This is a genomic window from Pseudomonas sp. GW821-FHT03E01, from assembly GCF_059420765.1.
The window spans coordinates 345,558-372,510 of the sequence record NZ_JBWKUI010000005.1; the positions used below are offsets into that span (position 1 = coordinate 345,558).

At 59.3% G+C, this 26,953-nt stretch carries 24 protein-coding genes and 1 tRNA gene; 9 read left to right on the plus strand and 16 right to left on the minus strand.

What is annotated here, in order from left to right:
- Window positions 1-135 precede the first annotated feature (135 nt).
- Together AC07VO_RS11110 and AC07VO_RS11115 are read left to right on the plus strand one after the other, a co-directional pair.
- A complete protein-coding gene (locus AC07VO_RS11110) occupies window positions 136-1,677 on the plus strand; it encodes an NCS1 family nucleobase:cation symporter-1 (protein ID WP_086945777.1) in 1,542 nt (513 codons plus the stop codon).
- Window positions 1,678-1,733: 56 nt separating this feature from the next.
- Window positions 1,734-2,462 (plus strand): aspartate/glutamate racemase family protein, encoded by a 729-nt coding sequence (locus tag AC07VO_RS11115; RefSeq protein WP_007942162.1) that lies wholly within the window; start codon window positions 1,734-1,736, stop codon window positions 2,460-2,462.
- 107 nt (window positions 2,463-2,569) lie between these two features.
- On the opposite strand, the gene AC07VO_RS11120 is transcribed toward AC07VO_RS11115, so the two are convergent.
- A complete protein-coding gene (locus AC07VO_RS11120; protein WP_018925244.1) occupies window positions 2,570-3,493 on the minus strand; it encodes a LysR family transcriptional regulator in 924 nt (307 codons plus the stop codon).
- Between the two features lie 124 nt (window positions 3,494-3,617).
- On the opposite strand from AC07VO_RS11120, the gene AC07VO_RS11125 reads away from it, so the two are divergent.
- On the plus strand, window positions 3,618-4,364 hold the full coding sequence (locus AC07VO_RS11125) for a 3-oxoacyl-ACP reductase family protein (RefSeq protein WP_086945778.1): 747 nt from the start codon (window positions 3,618-3,620) through the stop codon (window positions 4,362-4,364).
- A gap of 89 nt (window positions 4,365-4,453) precedes the next feature.
- Here the strand turns inward: AC07VO_RS11125 and AC07VO_RS11130 are convergent, their stop codons facing one another.
- On the minus strand, window positions 4,454-5,149 hold the full coding sequence (locus tag AC07VO_RS11130; RefSeq protein ID WP_192351599.1) for an HAD-IA family hydrolase: 696 nt from the start codon (window positions 5,147-5,149) through the stop codon (window positions 4,454-4,456).
- 262 nt (window positions 5,150-5,411) lie between these two features.
- Here AC07VO_RS11130 and AC07VO_RS11135 point away from each other — a divergent pair, with 262 nt between their 5' ends.
- Both AC07VO_RS11135 and AC07VO_RS11140 read left to right on the plus strand, forming a co-directional pair.
- Window positions 5,412-10,271, plus strand: coding sequence for an RHS repeat-associated core domain-containing protein (locus tag AC07VO_RS11135; protein WP_495007516.1), 4,860 nt, complete (start codon window positions 5,412-5,414; stop codon window positions 10,269-10,271).
- A gap of 2 nt (window positions 10,272-10,273) precedes the next feature.
- Entirely contained in the window at window positions 10,274-10,663 is a 390-nt protein-coding gene (locus AC07VO_RS11140) for a hypothetical protein (RefSeq protein WP_086945781.1), read from the plus strand.
- Window positions 10,664-11,262: 599 nt separating this feature from the next.
- Here the strand turns inward: AC07VO_RS11140 and AC07VO_RS11145 are convergent.
- From AC07VO_RS11145 to AC07VO_RS11180, 8 genes are all read right to left on the minus strand, one after another.
- Window positions 11,263-11,478 carry a hypothetical protein gene (locus AC07VO_RS11145; protein ID WP_018925239.1) on the minus strand — a complete coding sequence of 72 codons (216 nt, stop codon included), beginning with the start codon at window positions 11,476-11,478 and terminating at the stop codon, window positions 11,263-11,265.
- Window positions 11,479-11,580: 102 nt separating this feature from the next.
- On the minus strand, window positions 11,581-11,751 hold the full coding sequence (locus AC07VO_RS11150) for a hypothetical protein (protein ID WP_018925238.1): 171 nt from the start codon (window positions 11,749-11,751) through the stop codon (window positions 11,581-11,583).
- Between the two features lie 128 nt (window positions 11,752-11,879).
- On the minus strand, window positions 11,880-12,305 hold the full coding sequence (locus AC07VO_RS11155; protein ID WP_026286342.1) for a glycine zipper domain-containing protein: 426 nt from the start codon (window positions 12,303-12,305) through the stop codon (window positions 11,880-11,882).
- Between the two features lie 193 nt (window positions 12,306-12,498).
- Window positions 12,499-12,864: a glycine zipper domain-containing protein gene (locus AC07VO_RS11160; RefSeq protein WP_019648242.1), complete on the minus strand. Its 366-nt coding sequence runs from the start codon at window positions 12,862-12,864 to the stop codon at window positions 12,499-12,501.
- Window positions 12,865-13,211: 347 nt separating this feature from the next.
- Window positions 13,212-13,406 carry a hypothetical protein gene (locus AC07VO_RS11165; protein ID WP_007940781.1) on the minus strand — a complete coding sequence of 65 codons (195 nt, stop codon included), beginning with the start codon at window positions 13,404-13,406 and terminating at the stop codon, window positions 13,212-13,214.
- Window positions 13,407-13,554: 148 nt separating this feature from the next.
- Window positions 13,555-13,875, minus strand: coding sequence for a YbjQ family protein (locus AC07VO_RS11170; protein WP_018925235.1), 321 nt, complete (start codon window positions 13,873-13,875; stop codon window positions 13,555-13,557).
- Between the two features lie 315 nt (window positions 13,876-14,190).
- Window positions 14,191-14,373 (minus strand): hypothetical protein, encoded by a 183-nt coding sequence (locus AC07VO_RS11175; protein ID WP_007940783.1) that lies wholly within the window; start codon window positions 14,371-14,373, stop codon window positions 14,191-14,193.
- A 315-nt stretch (window positions 14,374-14,688) separates the two neighbouring features.
- A tRNA-Ser gene (locus AC07VO_RS11180) sits at window positions 14,689-14,778 on the minus strand.
- Window positions 14,779-15,086: 308 nt separating this feature from the next.
- Between AC07VO_RS11180 and AC07VO_RS11185 the strand changes: the two genes are divergently transcribed.
- The 3 genes from AC07VO_RS11185 (at window position 15,087) to AC07VO_RS11195 (ending at window position 17,830) form a co-directional block, all read left to right on the plus strand.
- Window positions 15,087-15,776, plus strand: coding sequence for a crotonase/enoyl-CoA hydratase family protein (locus AC07VO_RS11185; protein WP_064619225.1), 690 nt, complete (start codon window positions 15,087-15,089; stop codon window positions 15,774-15,776).
- A gap of 213 nt (window positions 15,777-15,989) precedes the next feature.
- A complete protein-coding gene (locus AC07VO_RS11190; protein ID WP_018925219.1) occupies window positions 15,990-16,712 on the plus strand; it encodes a 1-acylglycerol-3-phosphate O-acyltransferase in 723 nt (240 codons plus the stop codon).
- Window positions 16,713-16,858: 146 nt separating this feature from the next.
- Window positions 16,859-17,830, plus strand: a complete 972-nt coding sequence (locus AC07VO_RS11195; protein ID WP_086945797.1) for a magnesium and cobalt transport protein CorA — start codon at window positions 16,859-16,861, stop codon at window positions 17,828-17,830.
- A gap of 84 nt (window positions 17,831-17,914) precedes the next feature.
- Here AC07VO_RS11195 and AC07VO_RS11200 read toward each other — a convergent pair whose 3' ends face one another.
- From AC07VO_RS11200 to AC07VO_RS11210, 3 genes are all read right to left on the minus strand, one after another.
- Window positions 17,915-18,649, minus strand: a complete 735-nt coding sequence (locus AC07VO_RS11200) for an amidotransferase (protein ID WP_018925217.1) — start codon at window positions 18,647-18,649, stop codon at window positions 17,915-17,917.
- Between the two features lie 108 nt (window positions 18,650-18,757).
- Window positions 18,758-20,902 carry a 3-hydroxyacyl-CoA dehydrogenase NAD-binding domain-containing protein gene (locus AC07VO_RS11205; protein WP_086945798.1) on the minus strand — a complete coding sequence of 715 codons (2,145 nt, stop codon included), beginning with the start codon at window positions 20,900-20,902 and terminating at the stop codon, window positions 18,758-18,760.
- Window positions 20,903-20,940: 38 nt separating this feature from the next.
- Window positions 20,941-22,146 (minus strand): acetyl-CoA C-acetyltransferase, encoded by a 1,206-nt coding sequence (locus AC07VO_RS11210; RefSeq protein ID WP_064619234.1) that lies wholly within the window; start codon window positions 22,144-22,146, stop codon window positions 20,941-20,943.
- Window positions 22,147-22,726: 580 nt separating this feature from the next.
- On the opposite strand from AC07VO_RS11210, the gene AC07VO_RS11215 reads away from it, so the two are divergent.
- Window positions 22,727-23,554 carry a c-type cytochrome gene (locus AC07VO_RS11215; protein WP_086945799.1) on the plus strand — a complete coding sequence of 276 codons (828 nt, stop codon included), beginning with the start codon at window positions 22,727-22,729 and terminating at the stop codon, window positions 23,552-23,554.
- A gap of 153 nt (window positions 23,555-23,707) precedes the next feature.
- Here AC07VO_RS11215 and AC07VO_RS11220 read toward each other — a convergent pair whose 3' ends face one another.
- Genes AC07VO_RS11220 through AC07VO_RS11230 form a run of 3 tightly spaced genes read right to left on the minus strand, consistent with a single transcriptional unit; the run spans window position 23,708 to window position 26,886 of the window.
- Window positions 23,708-24,517 carry a transglutaminase family protein gene (locus AC07VO_RS11220; protein ID WP_064619236.1) on the minus strand — a complete coding sequence of 270 codons (810 nt, stop codon included), beginning with the start codon at window positions 24,515-24,517 and terminating at the stop codon, window positions 23,708-23,710.
- Window positions 24,514-25,464 carry an alpha-E domain-containing protein gene (locus tag AC07VO_RS11225; protein ID WP_026286340.1) on the minus strand — a complete coding sequence of 317 codons (951 nt, stop codon included), beginning with the start codon at window positions 25,462-25,464 and terminating at the stop codon, window positions 24,514-24,516. Before AC07VO_RS11225 ends, AC07VO_RS11220 begins: the two co-directional genes overlap by 4 nt.
- 12 nt (window positions 25,465-25,476) lie before the next feature.
- Window positions 25,477-26,886 carry a circularly permuted type 2 ATP-grasp protein gene (locus AC07VO_RS11230; RefSeq protein WP_018925211.1) on the minus strand — a complete coding sequence of 470 codons (1,410 nt, stop codon included), beginning with the start codon at window positions 26,884-26,886 and terminating at the stop codon, window positions 25,477-25,479.
- Window positions 26,887-26,953 lie beyond the last annotated feature (67 nt).

Sequence of the window (26,953 nt, forward strand, 5' to 3'; positions counted from 1 at the left end):
AAGCCTGAAGCGCCCTATCCCGTACAGGCTGCAGATGCCCCGTAACCAATGATGCTCTCCCACCCGCGACGAAGATTTGTCGAGCCCACGCTCATGCACAGTCATCGCGGCAACGAGCTTCAGGAGCCTGCCGGAATGCGTACTAGCCTCCCCAATAACAATATTGCGCTGGATCTGACCTCTCCTCTTTCTACCTCCGTGATTCACGATCAAACGTTTCAACCACCCGTCGTGCTCAGCCCCCGCCTGCATAACAAGGACCTCGCGCCGACCAAGGCCGAAGGTCGGCGCTGGGGCCGTTACAGCATCTTTGCCCTGTGGACAAACGATGTGCACAACATTGCCAACTACTCCTTTGCCATTGGCTTGTATGCACTGGGCCTGAGCGGCTGGCAGATTCTGCTGTCCTTGGGAATCGGTGCTGCGCTGGTGTATTGCTTCATGAACCTTTCCGGTTACATGGGCCAGAAAACCGGGGTGCCGTTTCCGGTGATCAGCCGGATCAGTTTCGGCATCCATGGCGCGCAGATTCCTGCATTGATTCGCGCCGTTATCGCCATTGCCTGGTTCGGAATTCAGACGTACCTGGCGTCAGTGGTCTTTCGCGTATTGCTGACGGCGGTGCATCCCGGACTCGCCGATTACGACCACAATTCGATACTCGGACTGTCGAGCCTGGGCTGGGTGTGTTTCGTGGCGATCTGGTTCGTGCAGTTGGCGATTCTGGCCTATGGCATGGAAATGGTGCGACGCTACGAGGCGTTTGCCGGCCCGGTGATTTTGTTGACCGTCGCCGCCCTCGCCGGCTGGATGTACTTCCAGGCCAACGCCACCATCGCCTGGTCGATTCGTGAACCGCTGAGTGGCGGTGAGATGTGGCGCAATATCTTTGCCGGCGGCGCCTTGTGGCTGTCGATCTACGGCACGCTAATCCTCAATTTCTGCGACTTCGCCCGCTCTTCTCCCTGCCGCAAGACCATCCGGGTCGGAAATTTCTGGGGCCTGCCCGTCAACATTCTGGTATTCGCCGGGATCACCGTCCTGCTGTGCGGTGCGCAATTTCAGATCAATGGCCGGATCATCGAAAGCCCGACCGAGATCATCGCGTCGATTCCCAATACCTTCTTTCTGGTACTCGGTTGCCTGGCGTTCCTGATTGTCACCGTGGCAGTGAACATCATGGCCAACTTCGTGGCCCCGGCCTTTGTCCTGAGCAATCTGGCGCCCAAATACCTGACCTTCCGCCGCGCCGGACTGATCAGCGCGACCATCGCTGTGCTGATCCTGCCGTGGAACCTCTACAACAGCCCGCTGGTGATCGTGTATTTCCTGTCGGGCCTCGGCGCCCTGCTCGGCCCGTTGTACGGGGTGATCATGGTCGACTACTGGCAGGTACGAAAAGGCCGGATCAACGTGCCGCAGTTGTACAGCGAAGATCCCGATGGCGATTATTACTACAGCCGTGGGGTCAATTTGCGCGCCGTGGCGGCGTTCATTCCGGCCGCCTTGATCGCCATTGTCCTGGCCCTGGTGCCAGGTTTCGACAGCGTCTCGCCATTCTCCTGGCTGATTGGCGCCGGGATTGCAGGGATGCTCTACCTGATCATCGCCAAACGGCAGCCTTACTACGCCGATGTCAGCGGAGAAGCCATCGCGGTCGATAACGTCAGCCATTAATCCTCTTGGCGGCCCGGTGACATCGGGCCGCAAACCACTCGCTATAAGGACCTCCCATGCGAATTCTCGTGGTCAACGTCAACACCACCGAATCCATTACCCAGGCCATCGCCCGTCAAGCACAGTCCGTGGCCGCGCCCGGCACGGAAATCATTGGCCTGACCCCGCATTTCGGCGCCGACTCCATTGAAGGCAATTTCGAAAGCTACCTGGCCGCCATCGCCGTGATGGACCGGGTCATGTCCTACGATCAGCCCTTCGATGCGGTAATCCAGGCCGGCTATGGCGAGCACGGCCGCGAAGGTTTGCAGGAGTTGCTCAATGTGCCGGTGGTGGACATCACCGATGCCGGCGCCAGCACCGCGATGTTCCTCGGCCATGCCTATTCGGTGGTCACCACCCTCGACCGCACCGTGCCGCTGATCGAGGATCGCCTCAAACTCTCCGGGCTCTGGGATCGTTGTGCGTCGGTGCGGGCCAGTGGGTTGGCGGTGCTGGAGCTGGAGTCCGATCCAGAGCGTGCGCTGGAGGCGATCGTCCGCCAGGCGGAACTGGCGGTGAGCGAGGACAAGGCCGAGGTGATTTGCCTGGGCTGTGGCGGCATGGCCGGGCTGGACGAGCAGATTCGTCAGCGCACCGGCGTACCAGTGGTTGATGGCGTGACGGCGGCGGTGACCATTGCCGAATCACTGGTGCGGTTGGGGTTGTCGACGTCGAAAGTGCGGACGTATGCGACGCCTCGGCCGAAGACCATTATTGGTTGGCCTGGGCGGTTTGGGCGCTAGACCGCGTTATCGTTCTTCGCGGGCAAGCCTCGCTCCTACAGGGGTTTGCATCACTCTGTGGGAGCGTGGCTTGCCCGCGATGGCCTCCCCTCGGTCCCAAGCCGGGCTCAAACTGCACTGAACCGCTGCCCCAACCCCTGCTCGGCAAACTGTTCAATGATGAAGTCGACAAACGCCCGGGTCTTGCCCGGCAGCAGTTTGTGCTCGGCGTAATAGATGGAGATATTGCCATCGTCGACGTACCAGTCGGGCAGCACCCGCTGCAAGGTCCCGGCGTCCAGATAGCCAACGGCGAACGGCATGCTCACCAATGCAATGCCCAAATCCTGGGTCGCCGCCGCGCAGGCTGCTTCCGAATCGCTCATGGTCATTCGCGCCTTGAGCGTCAGCGGGCTGTGTTGCCGGTTGCGACAGGTCAGTTGCCAGGAACGCACGCGCCCCGTCTGCGGCGACCGTATCAGGATGCCATCGTGGCGCTGGAGGTCATCGGGCTCGATGATCGCTTCGTGCCCGGCCAGGTACCCGGCTGAAGCCACCAACACTCGATGGGCGGGCGTCAGCTTGCGCGCCACCACGCCCTGGGGCAGTTCGAATCCACCGCCAATCGCCGCATCGAACCCCTGGCCGATCAGGTCGACCTGACGGTTATCGAAATGCCAGTCCGGGTTGATCGCCGGAAAGCGCCGCAAAAACTCTCCGAGCAACGGCACGATGTACAAGCGCCCGAACACCGTGCCCATGCTGACCTTCAGCGTTCCCGCCGGACGTCCTTCGGCGCTGGCCAGGTTGGCCACGGCATTCTGGATCGTGTGCAGGCTGGCGCTGACTTCGCCGAGAAACAGCTGACCGGCCTCGGTCAGCGTCAGGCTACGCGTGCTGCGCTGGAACAGCCGCACACCAAGCCGCGCCTCCAGCTTGGCGACGCTCTTGCCCACCGCAGCAGGCGTCAGGCTCAAGCGTCGCGCAGCCTCGGCGAAGCTGCCAACCTCAGCGCTGCGCACGAAGCATTCGATACTGCTGAAGGTTTCCATAAGCGCCACTATAAACTTCTGGTTTACACAGACTATAGCAATCACGGTCTACCCGCCGGGTAATGCGAAGCCGATACTCGACTCCGACAACAAGGCAGCCTGCCTTGAACTTCTGGAGATCGACATGACCACTCAACACCTCAGCGGTAAAGTAGCTCTGATTCAAGGCGGTTCACGCGGTATCGGTGCTGCCATCGTCAAACGCCTGGCCGCAGAAGGCGCAGCCGTCGCCTTCACCTATGTCAGCTCTACCGCCAAAGCCGAAGACCTGCAAAACAGCATCATCTCCGCTGGCGGCAAAGCCCTGGCCATCAAGGCCGACAGCGCCGATGCCGTTGCTATTCGCAATGCCGTCAATGCCACCGTCGAGACCTTCGGCCGCCTGGACATCCTGGTCAACAACGCAGGCGTTCTGGCCGTCGCACCGCTGGAGGACTTTAAACTCGAAGACTTCGACCAGACCCTGGCCATCAACGTACGAAGTGTGTTCATCGCCACCCAGGAAGCCGCCCGCCACATGACCGAAGGCGGTCGCATCATCAACATCGGCAGCACCAATGCCGATCGCATGCCTTTCGCCGGCGGTGGCCCGTACGCCATGAGCAAATCGGCGCTGGTCGGCCTGACCAAAGGCCTGGCTCGCGACCTCGGCCCGCGGGGTATCACCGTCAACAACGTGCAACCAGGCCCGGTCGACACTGACATGAACCCCGCCAGCGGCGACTTCGCTGATAGCCTGATCCCGCTGATGGCTGTGGGTCGTTACGGCAACGTGGAAGAAATCGCCAGCTTCGTCGCCTATCTCGCAGGTCCCGAAGCTGGCTACATCACCGGTGCCAGCCTGACCATCGACGGTGGTTTCGGCGCCTGATACACCGCTCGACTGAAACAAAAACGCCGGCAATCAATTGCCGGCGTTTTTTTGTGTCAGGGACTTTTGTCTCAGGGACTACCGAATGATCAGGCCCACTCAAGCGCCGGCAAGCCACATGTACCGGGTTTGAACGCCTTCAACGTACGAAGAATGCCATCGGCGTGTGCGTACTTTTCGTCGGCCATCGCCGCATCCGGGACCGCAATCGCCGTCATTCCTGCCGCTTTGGCTGCAGTGACGCCGAACGGCGAATCCTCGAATACCAGGCAATCCCGGGGCGCGACCCCAAGGCGTCGCGCCGCCGTCAGGAAAATATCCGGCGCCGGTTTCGCCGCCCCAACTTCCGGGTCGTCAGCGGTGACAATGAAGTCAAACAGCGCGAACCAGTCGCGGTGCAAAGTGGTTTTCTGACCAAACGACTGACGCGAAGAGCTGGTGCCCACCGCGATAGGAATGTTGTTGGCTTTCAAGTGCCGAACCAGTTCCTCTGCTCCGGGCATCGCCAGCGCCGTCGGAAAACGCTCGCGCATCAAGGGCTCGCGGATCACCAGAAACTCTTCGGCGGTGATCGGCAAGTCCAGCGCCTCGACTACATAGCGCGCCAGATCACCCGCGCCACGGCCGATGATGTTCTGTTTGACGCTCCAGTCGAAGGTCCGCCCATAGCGCTCGGCAATGATGGACGTGACCTCGGTGTAAATGCCCTCGGTGTCCAGCAGCAAACCGTCCATATCGAAAATCACGGCCTTGATCGGACCGAACTCATCCAAGGGTGCACTCATCGCATCTGATCCGTTTTCTCATGACATCCCAGGACGGCTCAGGTACGGCCGGATCCGTGATGGATTAAAGGGTTCAGCAGCATAGCGAGCGCGATTGGTCGAGAGCAACGGGCAATGCCTGGCGGATACAAAATCCTCTGCCAAGGGCGCCGTGATGATTTAGCGATTTCCCCTACACCAAACACCTCCTTTCCCGACTTCTTTCCTTTTTGATCCCCCGCAAAGTCTCTCGCTCCACATTGATCTGCGCGAGGGATTGCGAATGTTCGAACCTGACAAGGTCCTGGCCTTGAACAACGCCATCGGTCTGCTGGTGGTCGCCGCCATGAACCCCAAACAGCCGGACATCAAAGCGCTGCTCGGTGATTTCCGACTCTGCCTCAACGACTACGAGGCCTGGGCGGAAAACTTCTGGACCGGTGGCGCGCTCAACGTCGAGCAAGTGTTCAAGGTCGGCAACGAAGTCCGGCTCAGCGCACCGAAGGACTCCACCGCGCCTTTCAGTTCAACACTCGCCATGTGCCCGGCCAGCGGTCCGTTGACCCTGGTGCATATGTTTGAAGCCGCGCGTTTCGTGCCGATCGGCGATACGCCGGTGATGCTCGAACCGGTTATCTCCCAGCACAACGGTGAGCTGACGTTCGGTGAGCCCGTCCACGCAACCATCGGCCCCAGCGGCATTCTCGAAATCCCCGAATGCTGGCGCGGCCATCACTATCGCATCACCTTCTTTCCCAATGTTTCCACTGAACACGTCAAAGCACTCTACGCCTCCTATCAGGGCGTGATCGGCGAGCTGGAAGGCTGGTTGCGCAACGAATGGAGGAGCGAATTCGAGCCTTTATGGGCAGATTTTTCCAAAGCTGGTTTCACTCAACGCTACGGCCTGCTGCAACAGGCTGACTGGCACAGTTTCGAGCGTTCGCTGCACGGCTTGTGGGATGACGTGAAGCAGGTCTACGCCCTGGTGGCGGACCTGCAAGGCAGCAGCGAAAAACTCCTTGAGTACCTGACACAAGGCGAGCTTGAGACGCTGCTGAACGCTTCGGCTGAAACCATTGCCAATGTGTTGCTGATGCTGAGCGATGAGCCGTTGATGTTCATCCATCTCGCAGCCTTCACCAGTTGGCTGAGGATGTTGCCGCCGCAGTACATCGCCGAAGTCGTGGCACAAGTTCGTACGGAAATATTAATCAGCTTCCTGCTGGTGCGTCTCACAGGTCCTACGGGCCTGAAGCTCGGCATGAGCGCCAAAGTGCTGGACAAGATCAAGTCCCATCGGGCTCGACAATGGTTGGCGACTGCCAGTTTGCGACTGGCCGAACTGACGGCCAAATCCGACCTGACAGCCCACGCTGGTGTCCTCAAACCGCTCGTGGTCAGTGCGCGCAATGCACCGCTGAAACCTGCACCGACGGTTCCACTGCAGATCAGCGCCGGCAACTCACCGGTTGTGCAGGTGAACAATCCACTCGCCATTGCCCGCGACAAGTCTGCAGCCAAGACCCGGCTGGGCCGTCACGAACCCCACGACGATGCACCGAATCAAGCGAAAAACCCCAATGGCGACAGCGCCGATTGCTCGGCACTGACCTGCACCAACGGCTGCCCTGTGTCGATGGTCAGCGGCGAAGAACTGCTGACCCTGACCGACGGTGCGCTGGACGGGCTGCTGCCGTTTGCCTTCACCCGGTTGTACCGCACCAGCGCGGTGGAAATCGATTGCGGGCTGGGCTGGGGCTGGAGCCATTCGCTGGCGCAGCGGTTGGAGCTGGGCGTTGAACAGGTCGTCTGGATCGACCATGAAAACCGTCGCACCACGTTCCCGCTGCCGAGCAACGAACGCCCAGCGATCCACAACAGCCTGTCGCGCGCGGCGATTTATCTCGGTGATGACCCCGAGGAACTGATCCTCGCGCTGGCCGGCGAGACGAGTCGGTTCTACCACTTTCACAACGGTCGACTGACGGCGATCAGTGACGCCTACAACAACCGCCTGCGCATCACCCGCGACCGACAGGAGCGTATTCAACGCCTCGACAACGGTGCCGGTCGTTCGCTGCTGTTGTGCTACGAGCGCAGGCACCTCATCGCCGTCGAATACCAGTCGTTTCACCCCAGCGATGACTTGGGTGAAGCCTGGCGTACAGAGCAAACACTGGCTTTCTACCGCTATGACGCCCGCCAGCGCTTGATCGAAGCGATCAATGCTGCTGGGGAAAGCGAGCGTTACGACTACGACGACCACCATGTAATTTTGCAGCGACAACTGACCGGTGGCGCGAGTTTCTTCTGGGAGTGGGAACGGTCTGGCAAGTCGGCGCGCTGCGTGCGGCATTGGGCGTCGTTTGCGCAGATGGACACGCGCTATGTCTGGGATGACCAGGGCCGCGTCACCGTCCGGAACATCGACGGCAGCGAAGAGGTTTACGTCCACGACGACCGGGCGCGACTGGTGCGCCGGGTCGGGCTGGACGGCGGCGAACAGCTCAAGGCCTATGACGAGCAGGGCCGATTGGTGGCCGAACAGGATCCGCTCGGCGCCGTCACCGAATACCGTTACGACGACGTCGGACGCTTGGTCGCGCTGATTCCGCCGCAAGACGAGCCGACGTCCTACGAGTATCGCAACGGTTTCCTGCATGCGCGCTATCGCGGTCAGGCGGTGTGGAAATACCAGCGCAATGCCCAGGGCGATGTCACCGAGGCGACCGATCCCGACGGTCAGGTCACCCATTACCACTACGACCCTCAGGGCCGGTTGCTGTCGGTCCGCTACCCGGACACCAGTCGGCATGTCTTTGTCTGGAATGCCTTGGGCCAGTTGCTCGAAGAGACCTTGCCGGACGGTGGGCAGCGGCGCTTTTCCTACGATGCGCTGGGACGGCAGACGACTCGTCAGGACGAACACGGTGCGCTTACCCAGTACCAATGGGACGCCATTGGCCGACTGGTCCAGACAACATTCCCTACCGGCGCCACCCGTGGGTTCAGTTACAACGCCTACGGCAAGATCACCGCCGAACGCGATGAACTGGGCCGCATCACCCGCTATGAATACGTCGACGACCTGCACCTGGTCAGCCGCCGGATCAATCCCGACGGCACCCAGCTCAAGTACCGCTATGACAATGCGCAGCTGCTGCTGACGGAAATCGAGAACGAATCCGGCGAACACTATCGGCTGGACTACACGCCCAGCGGCCTGATCCGACAGGAAACCGGCTTCGACGGCCGTCGTACCGCGTACGCCTACGATCTCAATGGGCACCTGCTGGAGAAAACCGAGTTCGGCGATGACGGCTCGCAGCTGGTGACGGCTTACAAGCGGGATTCGGCCGGGCGCTTGCTGGTCAAGACCTTGCCCGACGGCATCCAGGTCGAATACCGCTACGACTCGCTGGGCCGGCTGACCCGCGTCGACGACGGCCACGATCACCCGCTGGAGTTCGAGTACGACCAGCAGGACCGGCTGATCACCGAGCACCAAGGCTGGGGCACGTTGCATTATGGCTACGATGCCTGCGGCCAGCTCAACCGCCTGCGCCTGCCGGACGGCAGCAAACTCGACTACCGCCACGCCAAGGGCGGTGCGCTGACGGCCATTGACCTCAATGGCGCACGACTGACCTCGCATACGTTCCTCGCCGGTCGCGAACAAAACCGCCAACAGGGCCTGCTGCTCAGTGAATATGCCTACGACGAACAGCGCCGTCTGAAGGCCCACGCTGTCGGCCAGCACCAACATCCGCTCTACCGACGCGACTATGCCTATAGCCTCAATGGCAATCTCGACAGCATCGCCGACACCCGCCATGGCCAGCGCAGCTATCAGTACGACCCGCTCAATCGACTGATCCGCGTGCGCCACTCCCGCGACCAACAGCCGGAAAGCTACGCCCACGACCCAGCCGGCAACCTGCTGATGCAGGACCGCCCCGGCCCGACGACCGTCAAAGGCAATCGCCTGTTGATGCAAGGCGATCGCCACTTCGACTACGACACCTTCGGCAACCTGATCCGCGAGCGCCGTGGCACCGGGCAGAAACTGGTCACCGAATACCGCTACGACTGCCAGCATCGGCTGGTCGGCGTCACTACGCCGGACGGTCGTTGTTCAAGTTATCGCTACGACGCCTTCGGCCGCCGCATCGCCAAAACCGTCGACGGCAAAACCATCGAGTTTTTCTGGCAAGGCGACCACCTCATCGCCGAACACAGCCAGGACCACCATCGCAGCTACGTCTACGAACCCGGCACCTTCCGCCCGCTGGCCATGCTCGACGGCAAAGGCCCGCGTAAGGCTTGTCCCTTCTACTACCAGCTCGACCACCTCGGCCCCCCGCAAGAACTCACGGACTACAGTGGCGACATCATCTGGGCCGCCCGATACACCGCCTATGGCCGCCTCACCCGCCTCAACCGCGACACCCACCAGGTCTTCGATCAACCGCTGCGCTTTCAAGGGCAGTATTACGACGCGGAAACCGGCCTGCATTACAACCGGCATCGCTACTACAATCCGGATATCGGGCGGTACCTGACGCCGGACCCGAGCAAGTTGGCGGGCGGGTTAAACGGCTATCAGTACACGCGCAATCCGGCGGGTTGGGTTGATCCGTTGGGGTTGAATGAGTGCCCTGGGGGGGATGGGTGTAGGCCGGCGGACGGGATTAAAGACCCGACGGTAGACGCCAGAGCTGCTCTGGGAGAGCCCGGTCTCCCTACCCCAAGAAATCGGTATTTGTACCGTGGAGACTCGCGAGAATCTTGGGAGATTTTTGAAGCTGGGTTTGAGCCCTTGGGTGATAGTACTGATCTCTACCTGCATGCTCTGGACAACAGAAGCCCTCCCAGCCTATTTGTCAGCACTACAACATCCGAAAAGGAAGCAATAAAGTTCGCTACAGGCTACGGATATGAAGCCGGATTTATTTACGTGATAAAGAATATTCGCGGAATAGATGTGAATAAGAAACTCGGCATGATGTCCCCTCATAGGGGTGAGGTTGAAATTGCTTTTCCGGGTGGAATTGACACCCGAGACATTATCGGCGTTACCCCCGTCAACGCCGATGGTAGCTATGTGGGCTACTCAACCCCCAACCCAAACAGGAAGTGACCATGAAAATAGTAGAAGTATCTATATACACCCAAGGTATCACTGAGAAAGTTTTGATCGAATGCGATCGGCAAAAATCGGCACTAACTTTCACTATGAAAAACGGTGTAAAAAAAACATACATAGCCCCTGATCTTTACTTATGCCTTGGTCTGTTACGAGCCGACTTCCCTGAAACAAAATTTCTGTGTAAAGGCTCAAAACTTAACGTTCACCCCTCGCGTATGTCATCACAAATGTCTGGTGGAGTCGTAGCGTATGAACTTCACATGGGAAAACCAACCGAAACTGAAGACGTAGTCAACATCTTCGATTACGAAGAAAACGACATCACACATGACATTCAACAACAAAAGGATTTCTACAAACATTGGCTCGAATCATTAGCATAATAAACCCGATACATACACATCTAGATTTCCGAGCTTTGAAGTTAGGCACTAGCATGGGGGCTAGGGGGTCGTAAAAACCAACTCATATGAAAAGCCCATCTGGTTGCTGGGCTTCGATATCTACTCGACCTTAATCTAACCACAAGTTCTACCATCTTCCCCACTGTCGGAACTTTCCGAGCGTCCACTTTGCCCAGAACCACCTGATCCTCCAGACCCACTTCCAGAACCACTCCCCATCGAACTTCCACCACTCACCGACCCGCTGCCCTTCCCCGGGTCGATGCTACTCCCGTTGGCATCACCACCTTTGCCACCACCAATGGTGTCCGGTGGCAGCGCCTTCCCATCCGAGGTACCCGCATTCATTTCCGAATAAGGCGGCATCCCGCCCTTGTCGACCGGCGCATCGCGACCGGTAGATTCAGCAAACGCCGCCAATGAACTGATCGACAATAAGCCGACTATCGTAAGCGCCATCCATTTTGACCTGATCATGGTGCATCTCCTTTAAAGAGTGCTTTACCTGATCTCTGGTGGTGATCGCTTTTTAAAGGAGCCGCACAATCGACAATCGGCGATGCACCACCTCACAGGTTTCAGCTCGGTTCGCCCGAGGCGTCATCGCCGGCGATGTCCGGGTCTTCCGGGTCGGCTTCCACATTACCCCGCCTCACATCATCGGCGGGCACCTGTTCCACAGCGGTGTCGTCATCGTCGGGCGGGCGCTGGTCGCGGCGCAGCGAATTGGTGGGCGAAGGCAGCGGATATTCGGGGGTATCGTCGATATCGGAGTCTTTCGGATCAGCGTTCATAACGCACCTCTCAATGGACCTGAAAAGCAGATCCTTGCCTTTCGAGGCCAACACGACAGACACGGTTCGATCAGAGGGATCGAGGTCGGCCCGACCGCAAAATCACTCGTCGTCTTCCTCGTCATACTCATCATTCTCCAGATTGCCCACATCGCCTGCGTCATCGGCATCGTTGAGCGGTACCGTGGCGTCGTCCATCAGAGACCCCGGATCTTCGTTGCCAGGATCGTTGATCGGGCCTTCTTCTTCCTTGTCTTCGGTTTCCGGACTCATGGGCATGCCTCACAACGTTCAGAGTTATATAAAGTTCGAGAGGTCCTACGGCAAATCGTTCCAGCGTCCTATCGATAGAAACGAAAAACCCGGCACTCGGCCGGGTTTTACTTTAACTCGATATCGAGTTAGTGATTCTTGTACTTATTTTTATGCTTGTGTTTGTAGTAGCCGCCACCGGAATGCGAACTGCCGCGGTCATCACCCATGTTGCTGCCCACCGCGCCACCGGCTGCGCCGCCCAGGCCTGCGCCAATGGCCGAACCCGTGGAGCCACCCAGGCTGTTGCCGATCACCGAACCACCCGCCGCGCCGAGACCACCGCCGACGGCCGCTTCTGTGCGACTGCCCTTGCGCGCACCGACCGCACTGCCTGCCGCACCGCCGACGCCAGCGCCCACCGCGGCCCCGGTGCTGCCGCCCAACTGCCCGCCGACTACGTTGCCCAACACACCGCCAAGACCACCGCCGACTGCGGCGTCACCGTTGCCGCCCGCCATTGCGCCCTGAGCGACCAAAAGCCCCAAAAACACCGTGGACAATGTCAAACGCATGAAACGCATGATATGCACCTCTAATTTCCGCATTGGGGGGAAGAACGTGCCGCGGATAGGCATCAGCCTGCATCTGGGTCTGTTATACAGAAAACCAATACCGACTGTATGAGATTTGAGCCACATGATGCAGAAACGTTCCAAAACGAAAAAGCCCGGCATTAAGCCGGGCTTTTTCAGCTGACCTTCAGGATCAATGACGCTTTTTGGACAGGTTGCTGCCTACGCCGCCGCCCAATGCGCCACCCAGGCCTGCGCCGATGGTGGAGCCGTTCTTGCCGCCCAGGCTGTTACCGATTATCGAACCGCCCGCCGCGCCAACACCGCCGCCGATGGCCGCTTTGGTGCGGCTGCCTTTACGTGCGGCAACAGCGCTGCCGGCTGCACCCGCTACGCCAGCACCAATCGCTGCGCCAGTGCTGCCGCCCATTTTTTGGCCAACCACGTTACCCAACGCACCACCCAGACCACCACCGAGCGCGGCCGTGCCGTCGCCGGCAGCCATCGCACCTTGAGCAACCAAAAGGCCCAGAACCAGAGCAGGCAGTGTCAAACGCATAACAAGAACCTCAAAAAAAGGGGAACCGAAAGGCCGGAGATTGAATGCTTTAGCGGAGGGAAAGTCCAGACACAAAACCAGAACAACCTCGCCAATGGCGACGGTTGGACAGCGTTTATGCAAAAGGTTTTATGACAGGCAAAAAAAAGCCCGCTGGGGAGACGGGCCAGGGTACTGCTTTCTAACGGATGAGCTGAGCCTACGGAGGCCGGTGTGAAAAGTTTGTGAAAAAAATACCAGTGCTCGCAAAGTTGTAGGACATTTCTCAGCATTGCCACCGAGCCACGTTTCCCGCCCTTCAGAAACAAGAAACCCCGCTCAATGGCGGGGTTCGTGCTGTGATCGGTTTACTTCCTGGAGGGCGCCCCCAGCTTGGGCATAAATTTCGATTTCGGCCCTCGGGTCCGAGGCACTGCAGATTTGATTTTGTTGATTTTGATACGGTCTTCGCCGAAGCTCGGCACATAGTCCGTCTGACCACACTGCACGCAATCATTGATTGGAAACTCTGCACCGTCGTCTTCGATATACGGCTCAGCCATATCTTCGCTCCTCTCAAAACGGGTCGATACCGGCAAGCCCTTTTTGCCTGAAAAATATCGACCACCCTGGTTTTTGAGACTAGCCGGTCATTCCCAGACTTGTGATTCAGATCGTTACATGCCCGACGAATGGCCAGTACCGAGCAACCTACCTCAGCTTGACCGCCGTCCCGGTCACAAACACCACCACCATCCCACCCTTGCCGGCAGGCATACTGATCTCATAATCGAGCCCCACCACCGCATCCGCCTGAAGCACCCGCGCCCGCTCCTTGATCTCCTCGGTCGCCTGAACCCGCGCCTCCTTCAATGCCCGCTCCAACGTCTGAGAACGCCCACCAAAAAAATCCCGCATCCCGGCGAACATATCGCGAATCACGTTAACGCCCTGCACCGACTCGGCGCTGACGATGTCCAGGTAGGCGGTGATTTGCCGACCTTCGATGGTGTGGGTTGTGGTGGTGATCATGAGATGTCCTTCTTCATAGAAGCGCGCATTATTCCTCGGTAGCCAGGTGATGAAAACAAAAAGCCCGGAACTGGATTACCCCCAGTAATGGTTGAGTAATACCAACTCGAATGCCGCTACAAGCACCATAAAGAACACGAACCTTCGTGAAAATACCCGCCTGGGGCGTGATGGCGTCCAATCGGATACCTGGCACAGCGCACTGATGAAATCGAGTAAATCGCTCATGAATCCCTTCATACACAAAAAACTCGCACCGAACGGATCGCTAGGCGAGGTGAATCAGCCTTTCACGGCATCGAAAGAATCAGGGGGTCAGAGCAGCTTGATCAACACCGCAGTAACAGTCGCCACCGTACCGATCAAGCCAGTCGCAACAGCTACCGGGTACCAAAAAGTTTCACGGGTCATCTTGCCCGCTTCGGCATTCAGCTTGCGCTGCTCAGCCATCAGCTTGACGATTTCCACGTGAACCTTCTCCAACTCCGCCTGCTTCATGGTGAATTCCTGCATAACCTGCGTGCGTCCGTTCCGGATAATGGGGCGCGTCGTGTGCACTGCCCTTTGGGTCATTTTGTACCTTAAAGGCGCAAAACGAATACCCCCTCCCGATGCAGCTCATGCGAGGTGCCAAAACCTATGAAAGCCCCCAAACCATATGGCTTTCCAGCATTGCTTCCCACACGCCTATCCATCGTCCTACATCAATTTCGGAAGCGCCTTCGCTGATACCGCCATGCATAAAATCCAGACGCCAGAAACCACAAAACCCCTGACTTCTCTCGAAATCAGGGGTTTTGTGTATATCGAATTTGGCGGTGAAGGAGAGATTCGAACTCTCGATACAGTTTCCTGTATACACACTTTCCAGGCGTGCTCCTTAAGCCACTCGGACACTTCACCGTATCTCGTCAAACGCATTCAGTCTGTCGAGGCGCGCTAATGTAGTCGAAAGCTTTTCTGATGGCAAACATTTTTTTCAGAATTTTCATGCGCTTAACGCGATTAGCGCTTTGGGGGCGTTCAAGGGCATGGCAAACCTGCCAATCTCCGGCTTCGCCTCCCCTTCTATATAGAGGCCAATGCACGGTGGACGGGGCGGGCTGCGCCTGGAGGGCTGGAAAAGGGTGACTGGCGGGTCAGTCACGGCGCTTTACCTGGCCTACAGCGGTGGGTAACGTCTGCCCTACTTTATTAGAAGGATTGGCGTCATGAGTGAGTTGATTTCCTACCATCTCGAAGACGGTATCGCGACCCTGACCTTGAGCAATGGCAAGGTCAATGCCATCTCTCCAGACGTGATTGTCGCGTTTAACGCTGCGCTGGATCGGGCGGTAGCGGATCGGGCGGTGGTGATCATTACCGGTCAGCCGGGGATTTTGTCGGGTGGTTATGATTTGAAGGTGATGACGGCCGGCCCTAACGAGGCCATGGCACTGGTGGCTGCCGGTTCGACCCTGGCTCGTCGCCTGTTGTCGCATCCGTTCCCGGTGGTCGTGGCGTGTCCTGGGCATGCGGTGGCCAAGGGTGCGTTTCTTCTGTTGTCGGCTGACTACCGCATCGGTGTCGATGGCCCGTTCAGCATTGGCCTGAACGAAGTGCAGATCGGCATGACCATGCACCATGCCGGTATCGAACTGGCCCGTGATCGTCTGCGCAAGTCGGCGTTCCATCGCGCGGTGATCAACGCCGAGATGTTCAACCCACAAAACGCCGTGGACGCCGGCTTCCTCGATAAGGTGGTGTCGGCCGAAGAGCTGCAAGACGCGGCGCTGGCGGCGGCTCGTCAGTTGAAGAAGCTCAACATGATCGCCCACAAGAACACCAAGTTGAAAACGCGCAAGGCGCTGCTGGAGACGCTGGACAACGCGATCATCCTGGATCAGGAGCACATGGGCTAAGCCCGAACGCGTTGCACCGAAAAGCCCGACCGTCGTGTCGGGCTTTTTCTTGGGTGTCTGGTTTAAAAACTTACAACCGCTCTAGGCCGCATCTGACCCACAAGTCGGAAACATGCGCTCAAACATCGGCTATCTCCCACTTCTATAGCGGCAATTGCCGAAAACAGTGCACATCCGTACACTGCGCCACCTTTTGTCCCGGTGGGCCTTTAAATGCTGTTTGTGTTTCGTATGTTATTGATGGGCCTGCACTTTATTCTGGCCGGTGTGCTCGGAGTGATTCTCGGGCTGTGCCGTCCGTTCAATCCGGACAACAGCCGTTTGTGCGCCCGTCTGTATGCGTGGCCGGCAATGTGCATTTTGCGTTTACGGGTCAAGGCCGATGTCGGGCCGCTGATGGATAAACCCGATAGCTGCGTGATCATCGCCAACCACCAGTCCAACTACGATCTGTTTGTGTTCGGCAACGTGGTGCCCCGCCGCACCGTGTGCATCGGCAAGAAGAGCCTGAAGTGGGTGCCGCTGTTCGGGCAGTTGTTCTGGCTGGCGGGCAATGTGTTAATCGATCGCGGCAATGCGCACAAGGCACGCCAGTCGATGCTGACCACCACGCACACCTTGCAGAATGAAGACACCTCGATCTGGGTCTTCCCCGAGGGCACCCGCAACTTGGGCGAAGAGCTGCTGCCGTTCAAGAAAGGCGCGTTCCAGATGGCGATTGCCGCCGGCGTGCCAATCGTGCCGGTGTGTGTCAGCAGTTACGTCAAACACATGCGATTGAACCGCTGGCGCAGTGGGAAGATTCTGATCCGTTCGTTACCGGCAATTCCTACGGCTGGATTGAGTCTGGATGACATGCCGATGTTGATCGCCCAGTGCCGCGAACAGATGCGTGAGTGCATCGACTCGATGGATCGGCAGCTGCAAGCCGCCTGAATGAAACCCGCCCTGTGCGGGTTTTCTTTTGCCTGCGAACTCTACCGATTTTGCTGACTCTCAAGCAGTAGACAAGGTTAAGCTGAAACCTGCCTGGCACCGCCAGTCTTTACCAATAGAAAGCGACCGATAAGAAGTGAATCATCATGGGTAGAGTCGTTGCTGCTGCGGTTTACAGCGCCGGTAAAAAAGTCACCAACATCACCCTCGACGAAGGCGCTGCCTGGGCTGCCAAGCCTGGCCACTTTGTGTGGATCGGCCTCGAAGAGCCCAATGCGCAGGAGCTGTTCAACCTGCAACGCCAGTTCAACCTGCACGAACTGGCCATCGAAGACGCCCTGGAAAAACACAGCCGACCGAAGCTGGAAACGTTCGGCGATGCGCTGTTCATCGTCACGTATTCACCGATCCGCAACGAAGGCAAATTGCAGTTCATCGAGACGCATATCTTCGCCGGCAAGGGTTACATCATTACCGCACGTAACGGTCATTCGGCGTCCTACGCCCATGTCCGACAGCGTTGTGAGGCGCGCCCGCTGTTGCTGGAGCATGGGGAAGATTTCGTACTCTATGCCATCCTCGATTTCGTGATTGAAAACTACCAGCCGATGGGCGAAGCGATTCATGCCGAGATCGATGAGCTGGAGAGTAATGTCCTCTGCGGTTCCCTGAACGAACGCGACATCCAGAAACTCCACGGCCTGCGCCGCGATGTATTGCGCTTGCGCCGGTACGCGGCACCGATGGTGGAGATCGGTGAGGAACTGCAAAAGCTGAGCTTTCCGTTTATCGACAAAAATATGCGCCCGTATTTCCGCGATGTGCAGATTCATGTCACGCGGCAACTGGAAGACCTGACGACCCTGGCGGACATTGCCAGCCAGACCATCGAGGTCGGGGTGTTGCTGGAGGCGTCACGCCAGAGCGTGGTGCAGCGCAAGTTTGCGGCATGGGCGGCGATTCTGGCATTCCCGACCGCGGTGGCCGGGATCTATGGGATGAACTTCCAGAACATGCCGGAGTTGAGCTGGCATTACGGGTATTTCGCGGTGCTGGGGTTTATCACCGTTGGGTGCGTCGGTTTGTGGGCGAGCTTCAAAAAGTCTGGGTGGTTGTAGTCGGGACCGAGGCGTCTGCAAAATTCGCGGGCAGCCTCGCTCCTACAGGGTTATCCGTAGGAGCGAGGCTTGCCCGCGAAGCTTTTAAGGCTTAACCGAGTCAGTCTCAGGCTTGTGCGCCACAAACCGCATCATCCACTCTGCGACGGTAGTGCCGTGATGCTCGTGTTCAAGACTCGCCATACCTTGCGAATAAATCTGCTCGCCCAGTGCTTCCTGGCGGATATCCAGCAGCGCCCGCGAGTAATCGTGAATGAACTCCGGATGCCCCTGGAAGCACAGCACCTGATCGTTGATGTGGTACGCGGCGAACGGGCAGAAATCGCTAGAAGCAATCACCGTCGCGTTTTCCGGCAATGCGGTGACCTGATCCTGGTGACTGATCAGCAACGTCAGTTCTTCCCTCACCGGGCTCATCCACGGCGCCTTGGCCGCGAGTTTGTATTTGTGGGTGCCGACTCCCCAGCCCTGGGTCGCCCGCTCGCTCTTGCCGCCCAATAGCAGCGCCAACAGTTGGTGACCGAAGCACACGCCCAGCAGTTTGTCGCCACGCTCGTAGCGCTTCAGCAGATACGTCTTGAGGGTTTGAATCCATGGGTCGGTGCCGAAGGAATCGGCCTTGCTGCCGGTGACCAGATACGCATCGAAGGTCAGGTCATCGCTGGGATAATCGCCCTGCATCACGTTGTACACGCTGAATTCGGCCGCGATGGGTTGCTGCGAAAACAGACGCTGGAACATCTGCCCGTAACCCTGATATTGATCGACCAGTTCCGGACGCAGGATGTCGGTTTCCAGAATGCAGATGCGTAACGACATAAAAAATACCTGACACATGGTGGGAATAATGCACACCCCAGAGCCTGCCTTGAAACACGGTGGCAAGGCAAGCCCCGGAAGGCGTCATCGGTCCCTTGGAACGTCCCCTTAGAACAACGCGTCCTTGGCGGCTTTCTCCAGCAACAGCGCAGGCGGCGTGAAGCGTTCGCCATATTGCTCGGCCAGGTACTGGGCGCGGGCAACAAAGTCTTTCACACCGTACTGGTTGATGAATTGCAGCGCACCGCCGGTCCAGGCTGCGAAGCCGATGCCGAAGATCGAGCCAACGTTGGCATCCGCCGTCGAGGTCAGCACGCCCTCCTCTACACAACGCACGGTTTCGATGGCCTGGATGAACAGCAAGCGATCGCGCACGTCTTTCGGCGAAATCTGCCCGGCGGCTTTCTCGAAGCGGGTTTTCAGCTCCGGCCACAAATGTTTCTGCCCGGCGGCCGGGTAATCGTAGAAACCACCTCCAGCGGCCTTGCCCGGACGCTTGAATTCCTTGAGCAACAAGTCAATCACGGCAAACGCCGGGTGCTCAATCAGCGGTTTCCCTTCCGCTTGCAGGTCTTTGGCGGTTTGCTGGCGGATATGGCTCATGAGGCTGAGGGAAACTTCGTCGGAGATCGCCAGAGGCCCGACGGGCATGCCGGCCTTGCGCGCTTCGGTCTCGATCATCGGCGCGCTCACGCCTTCGCCGAGCATCGCGATGCCTTCGTTGGTGAAGGTGCCAAACACCCGCGACGTAAAAAAGCCACGACTGTCATTGACCACAATCGGAGTTTTCTTGATTTGCAGGACGAAATCGAAACCGCGAGTCAGGGTTTCGTCGCTGGTATGGACGCCTTTGATGATTTCCACCAACGGCATTTTCTCCACGGGACTGAAGAAATGCAGGCCGATGAATTTGCTCTGGTCTGGCACGGCGGTGGCCAGGCCACTGATCGGCAACGTCGAGGTATTGGAGGCGATCACCGCGTCCGGGCCGACGACGGTTTGCGCTGCCGATGAGACCCTGGCTTTAAGCTCGCGATCTTCAAACACCGCTTCGATAATCAAATCGCAACCAGCCAGATCCGCGTCATTTTCGGTGGTATGGATTCGCGTCAGAATCGCCTCGCGCTGCTCCCGGCTCAACTGACCCCGAGCAACCTTCTTGTCCAGCAGCGCCGCCGAGTGAGCCTTGCCCTTCTCTGCCGCGGCGAGGTTGATGTCTTTGAGCACCACATCGATACCGGCCGAGGCGCTGACAAACGCGATGCCCGCGCCCATCATCCCGGCGCCGAGCACGCCGACTTTCTTCGTCACGTAAGGCGCTATGCCCTGAGGTCGCGAACCGCCGGCATTGATCTCATTGAGCTGGAACCAAAAGGTGCCGATGAGGTTTTTCGACACCTGGCCCGTAGTCAGTTCGGTGAAGTAGCGGGTTTCGATCAGGTGCGCGGTGTCGAAATCCACCTGAGCGCCCTCCACCGCGGCGCAGAGGATTTTCTCCGGCGCGGGCAGGCACCCCTGGGTTTTACTACGTAGGATCGACGGCGTGATGGCCAGCATCTGCATGACTTTCGGATCCGACGGCGTACCGCCAGGGATCTGATAACCCTTCACATCCCAACGCTGCACAGCAACCGGATGAGCAGCAATCCACGCCCGCGCCTTGGCCATCAGCTCATCGTGATCAACAGCCAACTCATCGATCAACCTCGCTTGCAGCGCCTGTTGCGGGCGGATTTTCTTGCCTTCCAGCAGATACGGCAGAGCTTTTTCGATGCCCAGCATGCGCACCATGCGCACCACCCCGCCGCCGCCCGGCAACAGGCCGAGGGTGACTTCCGGCAGGCCAAGCAGCACCGACGGGTTGTCGAGCGCCACACGGTGATGGCATGCCAGGCAGATTTCCCAACCGCCGCCGAGCGCCGCACCGTTAATGGCGGCAACCACCGGTTTACCGAGGGTTTCCAGGGTGCGCAACTGGCCCTTGAGGGTCAGCACCATGTTGTAAAAGGCTTGGGCTTCGGACTTGCCGACCTTGATCAGTTCATTGAGGTCGCCACCGGCGAAGAAGGTTTTCTTGGCCGAGGTGATGATCACGCCGGCAATCGCATCCTTGTCGGCGACCAGGCGCTCGACACAGGTGGCCATGGCCTCGCGGTAGACCGCGTTCATGGTGTTCGCGCTCTGGCCCGGCATGTCGATGGTCAGGACGACGATCCGGTCCGGGCCCTTTTCGTAACGAATGGCTTGGGTCATGGCAATTTTCCTTGAGTCGGATTTTCTTAAACGCAGGCTCAGAGGCGTTCGATGATGGTGGCAATGCCCATGCCGCCGCCGACACACAATGTCGCCAGGCCATAGCGCAGGCGCCGGGTTTCCAGTTCATCGAGCAGCGTGCCGAGAATCGCGCAACCGGTGGCGCCGAGCGGATGGCCCATGGCGATGGAGCCGCCGTTGACGTTGACCTTGTCCGGGTCGATGGCCATGTCCTTGATGAACTTCAACACGACCGAGGCGAACGCTTCATTGACTTCGAACAGGTCGATGTCTTCGACCCGCAGCCCGGCCTTGGCCAGTGCCTTGCGGGTGGCCGGCGCCGGGCCGGTGAGCATGATGGTCGGGTCGGTGCTGGTGACTGCCGTGGCGACGACCCGCGCCCGTGGCTGCAAGCCCAGCGCCCGGCCCTTCGCTTCGGAGCCGATCAGCATCAGCGCCGCGCCATCGACGATCCCGGAGCTGTTGCCCGGCGTGTGAACGTGGTTGATCCGCTCGACCTGGCTGTACACCCGCAATGCCGTGGCGTCGAAGCCCATTTGCCCGATCATTTCGAAACTTGGCTTGAGCTTGCCCAGGCCTTCCATCGTCGAATCGGCGCGAATGAACTCATCGTGATCAAGCAGGATGATGCCGTTCTGGTCCTGCACCGGCACCAGCGACTTGTTGAAGGAACCATCCGCCCGCGCCCGCGCCGCTTTCTGCTGGGAGTGCAACGCGAAGGCATCGACGTCCTGACGACTGAAACCTTCGATTGTCGCGATCAGGTCAGCACCCACGCCCTGGGGTGTGAAATGGCTGTGCAAGTTGGTTTCCGGGTCCAGCGCCCAGGCCCCGCCGTCGCTGCCCATGGCCACGCGGGACATCGACTCGACGCCACCGACCACCACCAGATCTTCGAAGCCGGAACGCACTTTCATCGCGCCCAGGTTCACTGCTTCCAGCCCCGACGCGCAGAAGCGATTGAGTTGCACACCCGCCACGCTGACGTCCCAATCGGCCACTTGTGTGGCGGTCTTGGCAATGTCGGCGCCCTGATCACCGATAGGCGTCACGCAGCCAAGCACCACGTCGTCGACCTGACTGGTGTCCAGGGAGGTGCGCTGCTGCAACGCCGTCAGCAGCCCGGCCACCAGGTTCACTGGCTTGACGCTGTGCAAGGCGCCATTGGCCTTGCCTTTGCCACGGGGCGTGCGTAACGCGTCAAATATCAAAGCTTGGGTCATGGCGTTCTCGAACCTGAGGGTGATCTCTATACCCTCACCTTATGCCGAGCAGCCGTGGATTCAATGACCACAGCGCTCATTGGCGTTGACGGTCACGCTCAGACGAACGGTAGTCAGCTATCGGATTAATCGATTCGTGTCACCAAGCTGTCTAGCCAACGGGCGCCCAAGAAGATGGCCATAGGCCTCATGTCTTTTTGGCAGTGGTCAGCGCTAAGTCCATACGAAATGGATCTAAGCCAAGCGTGACGCGGGCCCTAATGTAAACCTGTACGAAGTTGTCGTCGGGTTTTGCCGAGGCTCTCGTCCTACAGGAAGTGCAGCGCTCTGCCGTCATGGAGATATGCAGGCAGGCAACCAGGAAATAACAAAAAAGGCGGTCAAGCCATGTTCAAACATTCGAAAGTACGTCAAGCCGGGCTCATTCTATTTGCTACTACGCTGTTGTTGATTTTGCCGAACCTGACCAAGGTGCTTGGCTGATCGAGCAGCGGGGGTTTTCATTTCGCCTGATAAAAATGTGACTGGCTCGCTATCCGGGCCGGCGTGGCTGTGCCAACCTTTGCGGCACTTCCACGACATGGACGACGATCACTTGAAAGCGCTCATTCTGTTTGGGGCCTTGCTGCTCAGCACGCCTCTGTCTGCCGCGCAGCTGAATCTTGAGCTGGGCGCGAGCCCTCGCACGTGGCAGACCGAGGAATTGCTCAAGCATCCTCAGGCTCAGACCATCACGATCACTAACGACGTTTCCTACAAACGGGACATGAGCTATCGCGCCGTGCCGTTGGCGGCGTTGTTGACGGGCATCAAGCCTGACGACCACTTGCAAGCCGTGGCCCTGGACGGTTTTGCCGCCGAACTGGCCGCCGCGCCGTTGCTCAATACCCAGGGCGCGCGGGCCTGGCTGGCGATTGAAGACCCGGCCAAGCCGTGGCCGCCGCTGTCCGAGGGCAAGCCCAGTGCCGGGCCGTTCTATCTGGTCTGGACCGATCCACAGGCGGGCAATATCAGTCCCGAGCAATGGCCGTTCGAAGTGGCGAGCATCAAGCGCATGGCCCCGGTGGCTGAGCGCTTCCCTGCCCTGTTACCCGATCCTGCGCTGAAGGCGGACCATCCGGTGAACAAGGGCTTTGCGCTGTTTCAGAAGAACTGCCTGGCCTGTCATCGACTCAATGGCGCGGGGGACGCGCAGTTCGGGCCGGACCTGAATATTCCGTTCAACCCGACCGAGTATTTCGGCGCAGACTTCCTCAAGCGTTACATCCGTGACCCGCAGAGCTTGCGCCAGTGGCCGCAGGCGAAGATGCCCGGGTTCTCACCGACGGTGTTGCCGGAGGGGGATCTGGAGTTGTTGGTGGGGTATTTGAAACACATGGCGGGACGCAAGGTGTCTTCGGCCAAGTAAACATCCACCTGTGGCGAGGGAGCTCGCTCCCGCTGGGGCGCGAAGCGGCCCTCAAATCAGGCGACGCGATCCGTCAGGCAAACCGCATTCGCCGGGTTTGCGACTGCTGCGCAGCCGAGCGGGAGCAAGCTCCCTCGCCACAATGAATGACTGCTACTGCTGTTGGACGGAGATCACCGGCGCAGGCGTCGGCGCGACCAACACCTTGGCATGCATCTGCTCATACCCGCCGCCACGGCGCATACCGCGCACCGGACAGGCGTCGAGGTAGTCCAGGCCCACGGCCAGTTTCAAGTGACGTTCAGGCCGGGCCAGTTCGTTGGTCACATCGAAGCTATACCAGGCGTCATTCAGCCAGGCTTCCGCCCAGGCGTGACTGGCCAGGTGTTCACTGTTCTCGCTGTACAAATACCCCGACACATAACGCGAGGGGATGCCCAGGCTGCGGGCGCAGGCGAGAAACGCATGGGTATGGTCCTGGCAGACCCCGGAACGCCCGGCGAAAGCTTGCGCGGCGCTGGTCTCCACTTCGGTGGCACCTGGCGTGTAGGTCATGTGCTGGTTCAGGCCATGCATCAAATCGATCAGCGCCGTGCGATCCCGCCGTTGCTTGCACGCCTTCCCGGCAAACGCGCGCAGGGCTTCGTCGGCTTCGGTCAGCCGGGTGAAACGCAGGAACGGCAGCGCCGACTGACTCTCGTGCTCGGCTTCGCGCAGCTCGTCGATATCGACCTGGCCACGGGCGCCGATGATGATCGCCTCATGCGGCTCGTCCAGGGTCAACACATGCAGGATGTTGCCGAACGGATCGAGTTGCGCGCGCACCGGGCGCGGCAGGTCAAGTTGCCAGCTCAGCACGTGCTGGCGCTCGCTGTCGTGGGGTGTCAGTCGCAGGTACTGGATGCTCGCCCGCACCTGATCTTCGTAGTGATAGGCGGTCTCGTGGCTAATGGAAAGTCTCATGCAGCCTCCAGATAGGAACTGTGTATGGCATTGCCCAACTGGCGCACCAGCGGGATGAACTCGGTCAGCCAGGTGTGCAGGCCTTCGTCGAGGATTTCGTTGATACCGGTGTAGCGCAGGCGCGCGTCCATTTCCGCCGCCAGGCGTTGTGCGGGACGGCCGTTGGCCCCCGGTAGTTGAGCGAGAATCTGATCGACCTCTTCGGTGCAGGCTCGCAGGGATCGCGGCACATCGGCGCGCAGCAATAACAGCTCGGCCACATGCCGGGCGCCGGGGGCGTCGCGGTAGATTTCGGTGTAGGCCTCGAACGATGACAAGGCCCGCAACAAGGCGCTCCATTGGTAATAGGCGTGGGCCGTACCGTCACTGACTGCTTCGGCTTGATCGCCGGCCATTTCGTAACGGGCATCTAGCAGGCGCAAGGTGTTGTCGGCCCTTTCGATGAAGGTGCCCAGACGAATGAAGCGGAACGCGTCGTTACGCATGATCGTGCCGTAGCAAGCGCCGCGGAACAGGTGGGAACGTTCCTTGATCCACTCACAGAAACGGCTCATGCCGTAGCGACTCAAGCCCTGCTCGGCGATCCCGCGAATTTCCAGCCAGGTGGCGTTGATGTTTTCCCACATGTCGGCGGTGATTCGCCCACGCACCGCATGGGCGCTGGCTCGCGCGGCACCGAGGCAGCTGTAGATGCTCGCCGGGTTGGCCGCGTCCAGGGCGAAAAAATGCAGCAGCCGTTCGGCATGCAGATCGCCGTGGCGCGCCAGGTAATCGTCCAGGGTGCCAGTGATCAGCAACGGCATGGCCAGTTCGTGCAAGCCGTCGCCACGACCGTCCTGGGGCATCAGCGACAGCGAATAACTGATGTCGAGCATCCGCGCGAGGTTTTCCGCCCGCTCCAGGTAACGCGACATCCAGTACAGATCCGAGGCAGTTCTACTTAACATGGCAAGCTTCCTTCAATCCTCGACCACCCAGGTGTCCTTGGTTCCGCCGCCCTGGGACGAGTTCACCACCAGGGAGCCTTCACGCAAGGCGACACGGGTCAAACCGCCGGGCACAACCCGGGTTTCGCGGCCAGACAATACAAACGGACGCAGGTCGATGTGGCGCGGTGCGATGCCGTTTTCGACAAAGGTCGGACAGGTCGACAACGACAACGTCGGTTGCGCGATGTACGCGTGGGGCTTGGCTTTGATCCGCTCGCGGAAAGACTCGATCTCCGCTGCCGTCGCCGCCGGCCCCACCAGCATTCCGTAACCGCCGGAGCCTTGGGTTTCCTTGACCACCAGCTCCGGAAGGTTGGCCAGCACGTGGGACAGTTCAGAAGGATTACGACACTGCCACGTCGGCACGTTCTTCAGGATCGGCTCTTCATCGAGGTAGAAACGAATCATGTCCGTGACGAAGGGATACACCGACTTGTCGTCCGCGACCCCGGTGCCGATGGCATTCGCCAGCACCACATTGCCGGAGCGGTAGGACGACAGCAGCCCTGGAACGCCAAGCATCGAATCGGGGTTGAACGCCAGCGGATCGAGGAACGCATCGTCGAGGCGACGGTAGATCACGTCGACCGCTTTCGGCCCGTCCGTGGTGCGCATGAACACCTTGTCGTCGCGCACGAACAGGTCGGCGCCTTCCACCAGTTCAACGCCCATTTCCCGAGCGAGGAACGCATGCTCGAAAAACGCACTGTTGAAACGCCCCGGCGTCAGCACCACCACGCTCGGGTTGTCGATCGGGCTGGAGCTTTTCAGAGTGTCGAGCAGCAGGTTCGGGTAGTGGTCGATCGGTGCGATGCGCTGGGCCGCGAACAACTCGGGGAACAGGCGCATCATCATCTTGCGGTCTTCGAGCATGTAGCTCACGCCGCTGGGGGTACGCAGGTTGTCTTCGAGCACGTAGTAGGTGCCGTCGCCATCGCGCACCAGGTCGACACCGGAAATGTGCGAATAGATATCGCGGTGCAGATCCAGCCCTTGCATCGCCAACTGGTATTGCTCGTTGGCCAGCACTTGTTCGGCCGGGATGATGCCGGCCTTGATGATGCGCTGCTCGTGATAGAGGTCGGCAAGGAACATGTTCAATGCCTTGACCCGCTGAATGCAGCCGCGTTCGACGACCCGCCATTCACTGGCGGGGATGCTGCGGGGAATGGTGTCGAAGGGAATCAGGCGCTCTGTCCCCTGCTCATCACCATAGAGCGTGAAGGTAATCCCGGCACGATGAAATAACAGATCGGCCTCGCGTCGCCGTTGTGCCAAAAGCTCGTCAGGCGTTTCGGCCAGCCAACGGGCAAACTCCCGATAATGCGGACGGACCTGGCCGCCGGCATCGTACATTTCATCAAAAAAGGTGCGGATCATGCCGTACTCCTTGTCACACGGACATCCAGGCCTTCGCAAGGCCCGTGCCATAGGCAGAAACGCTTTG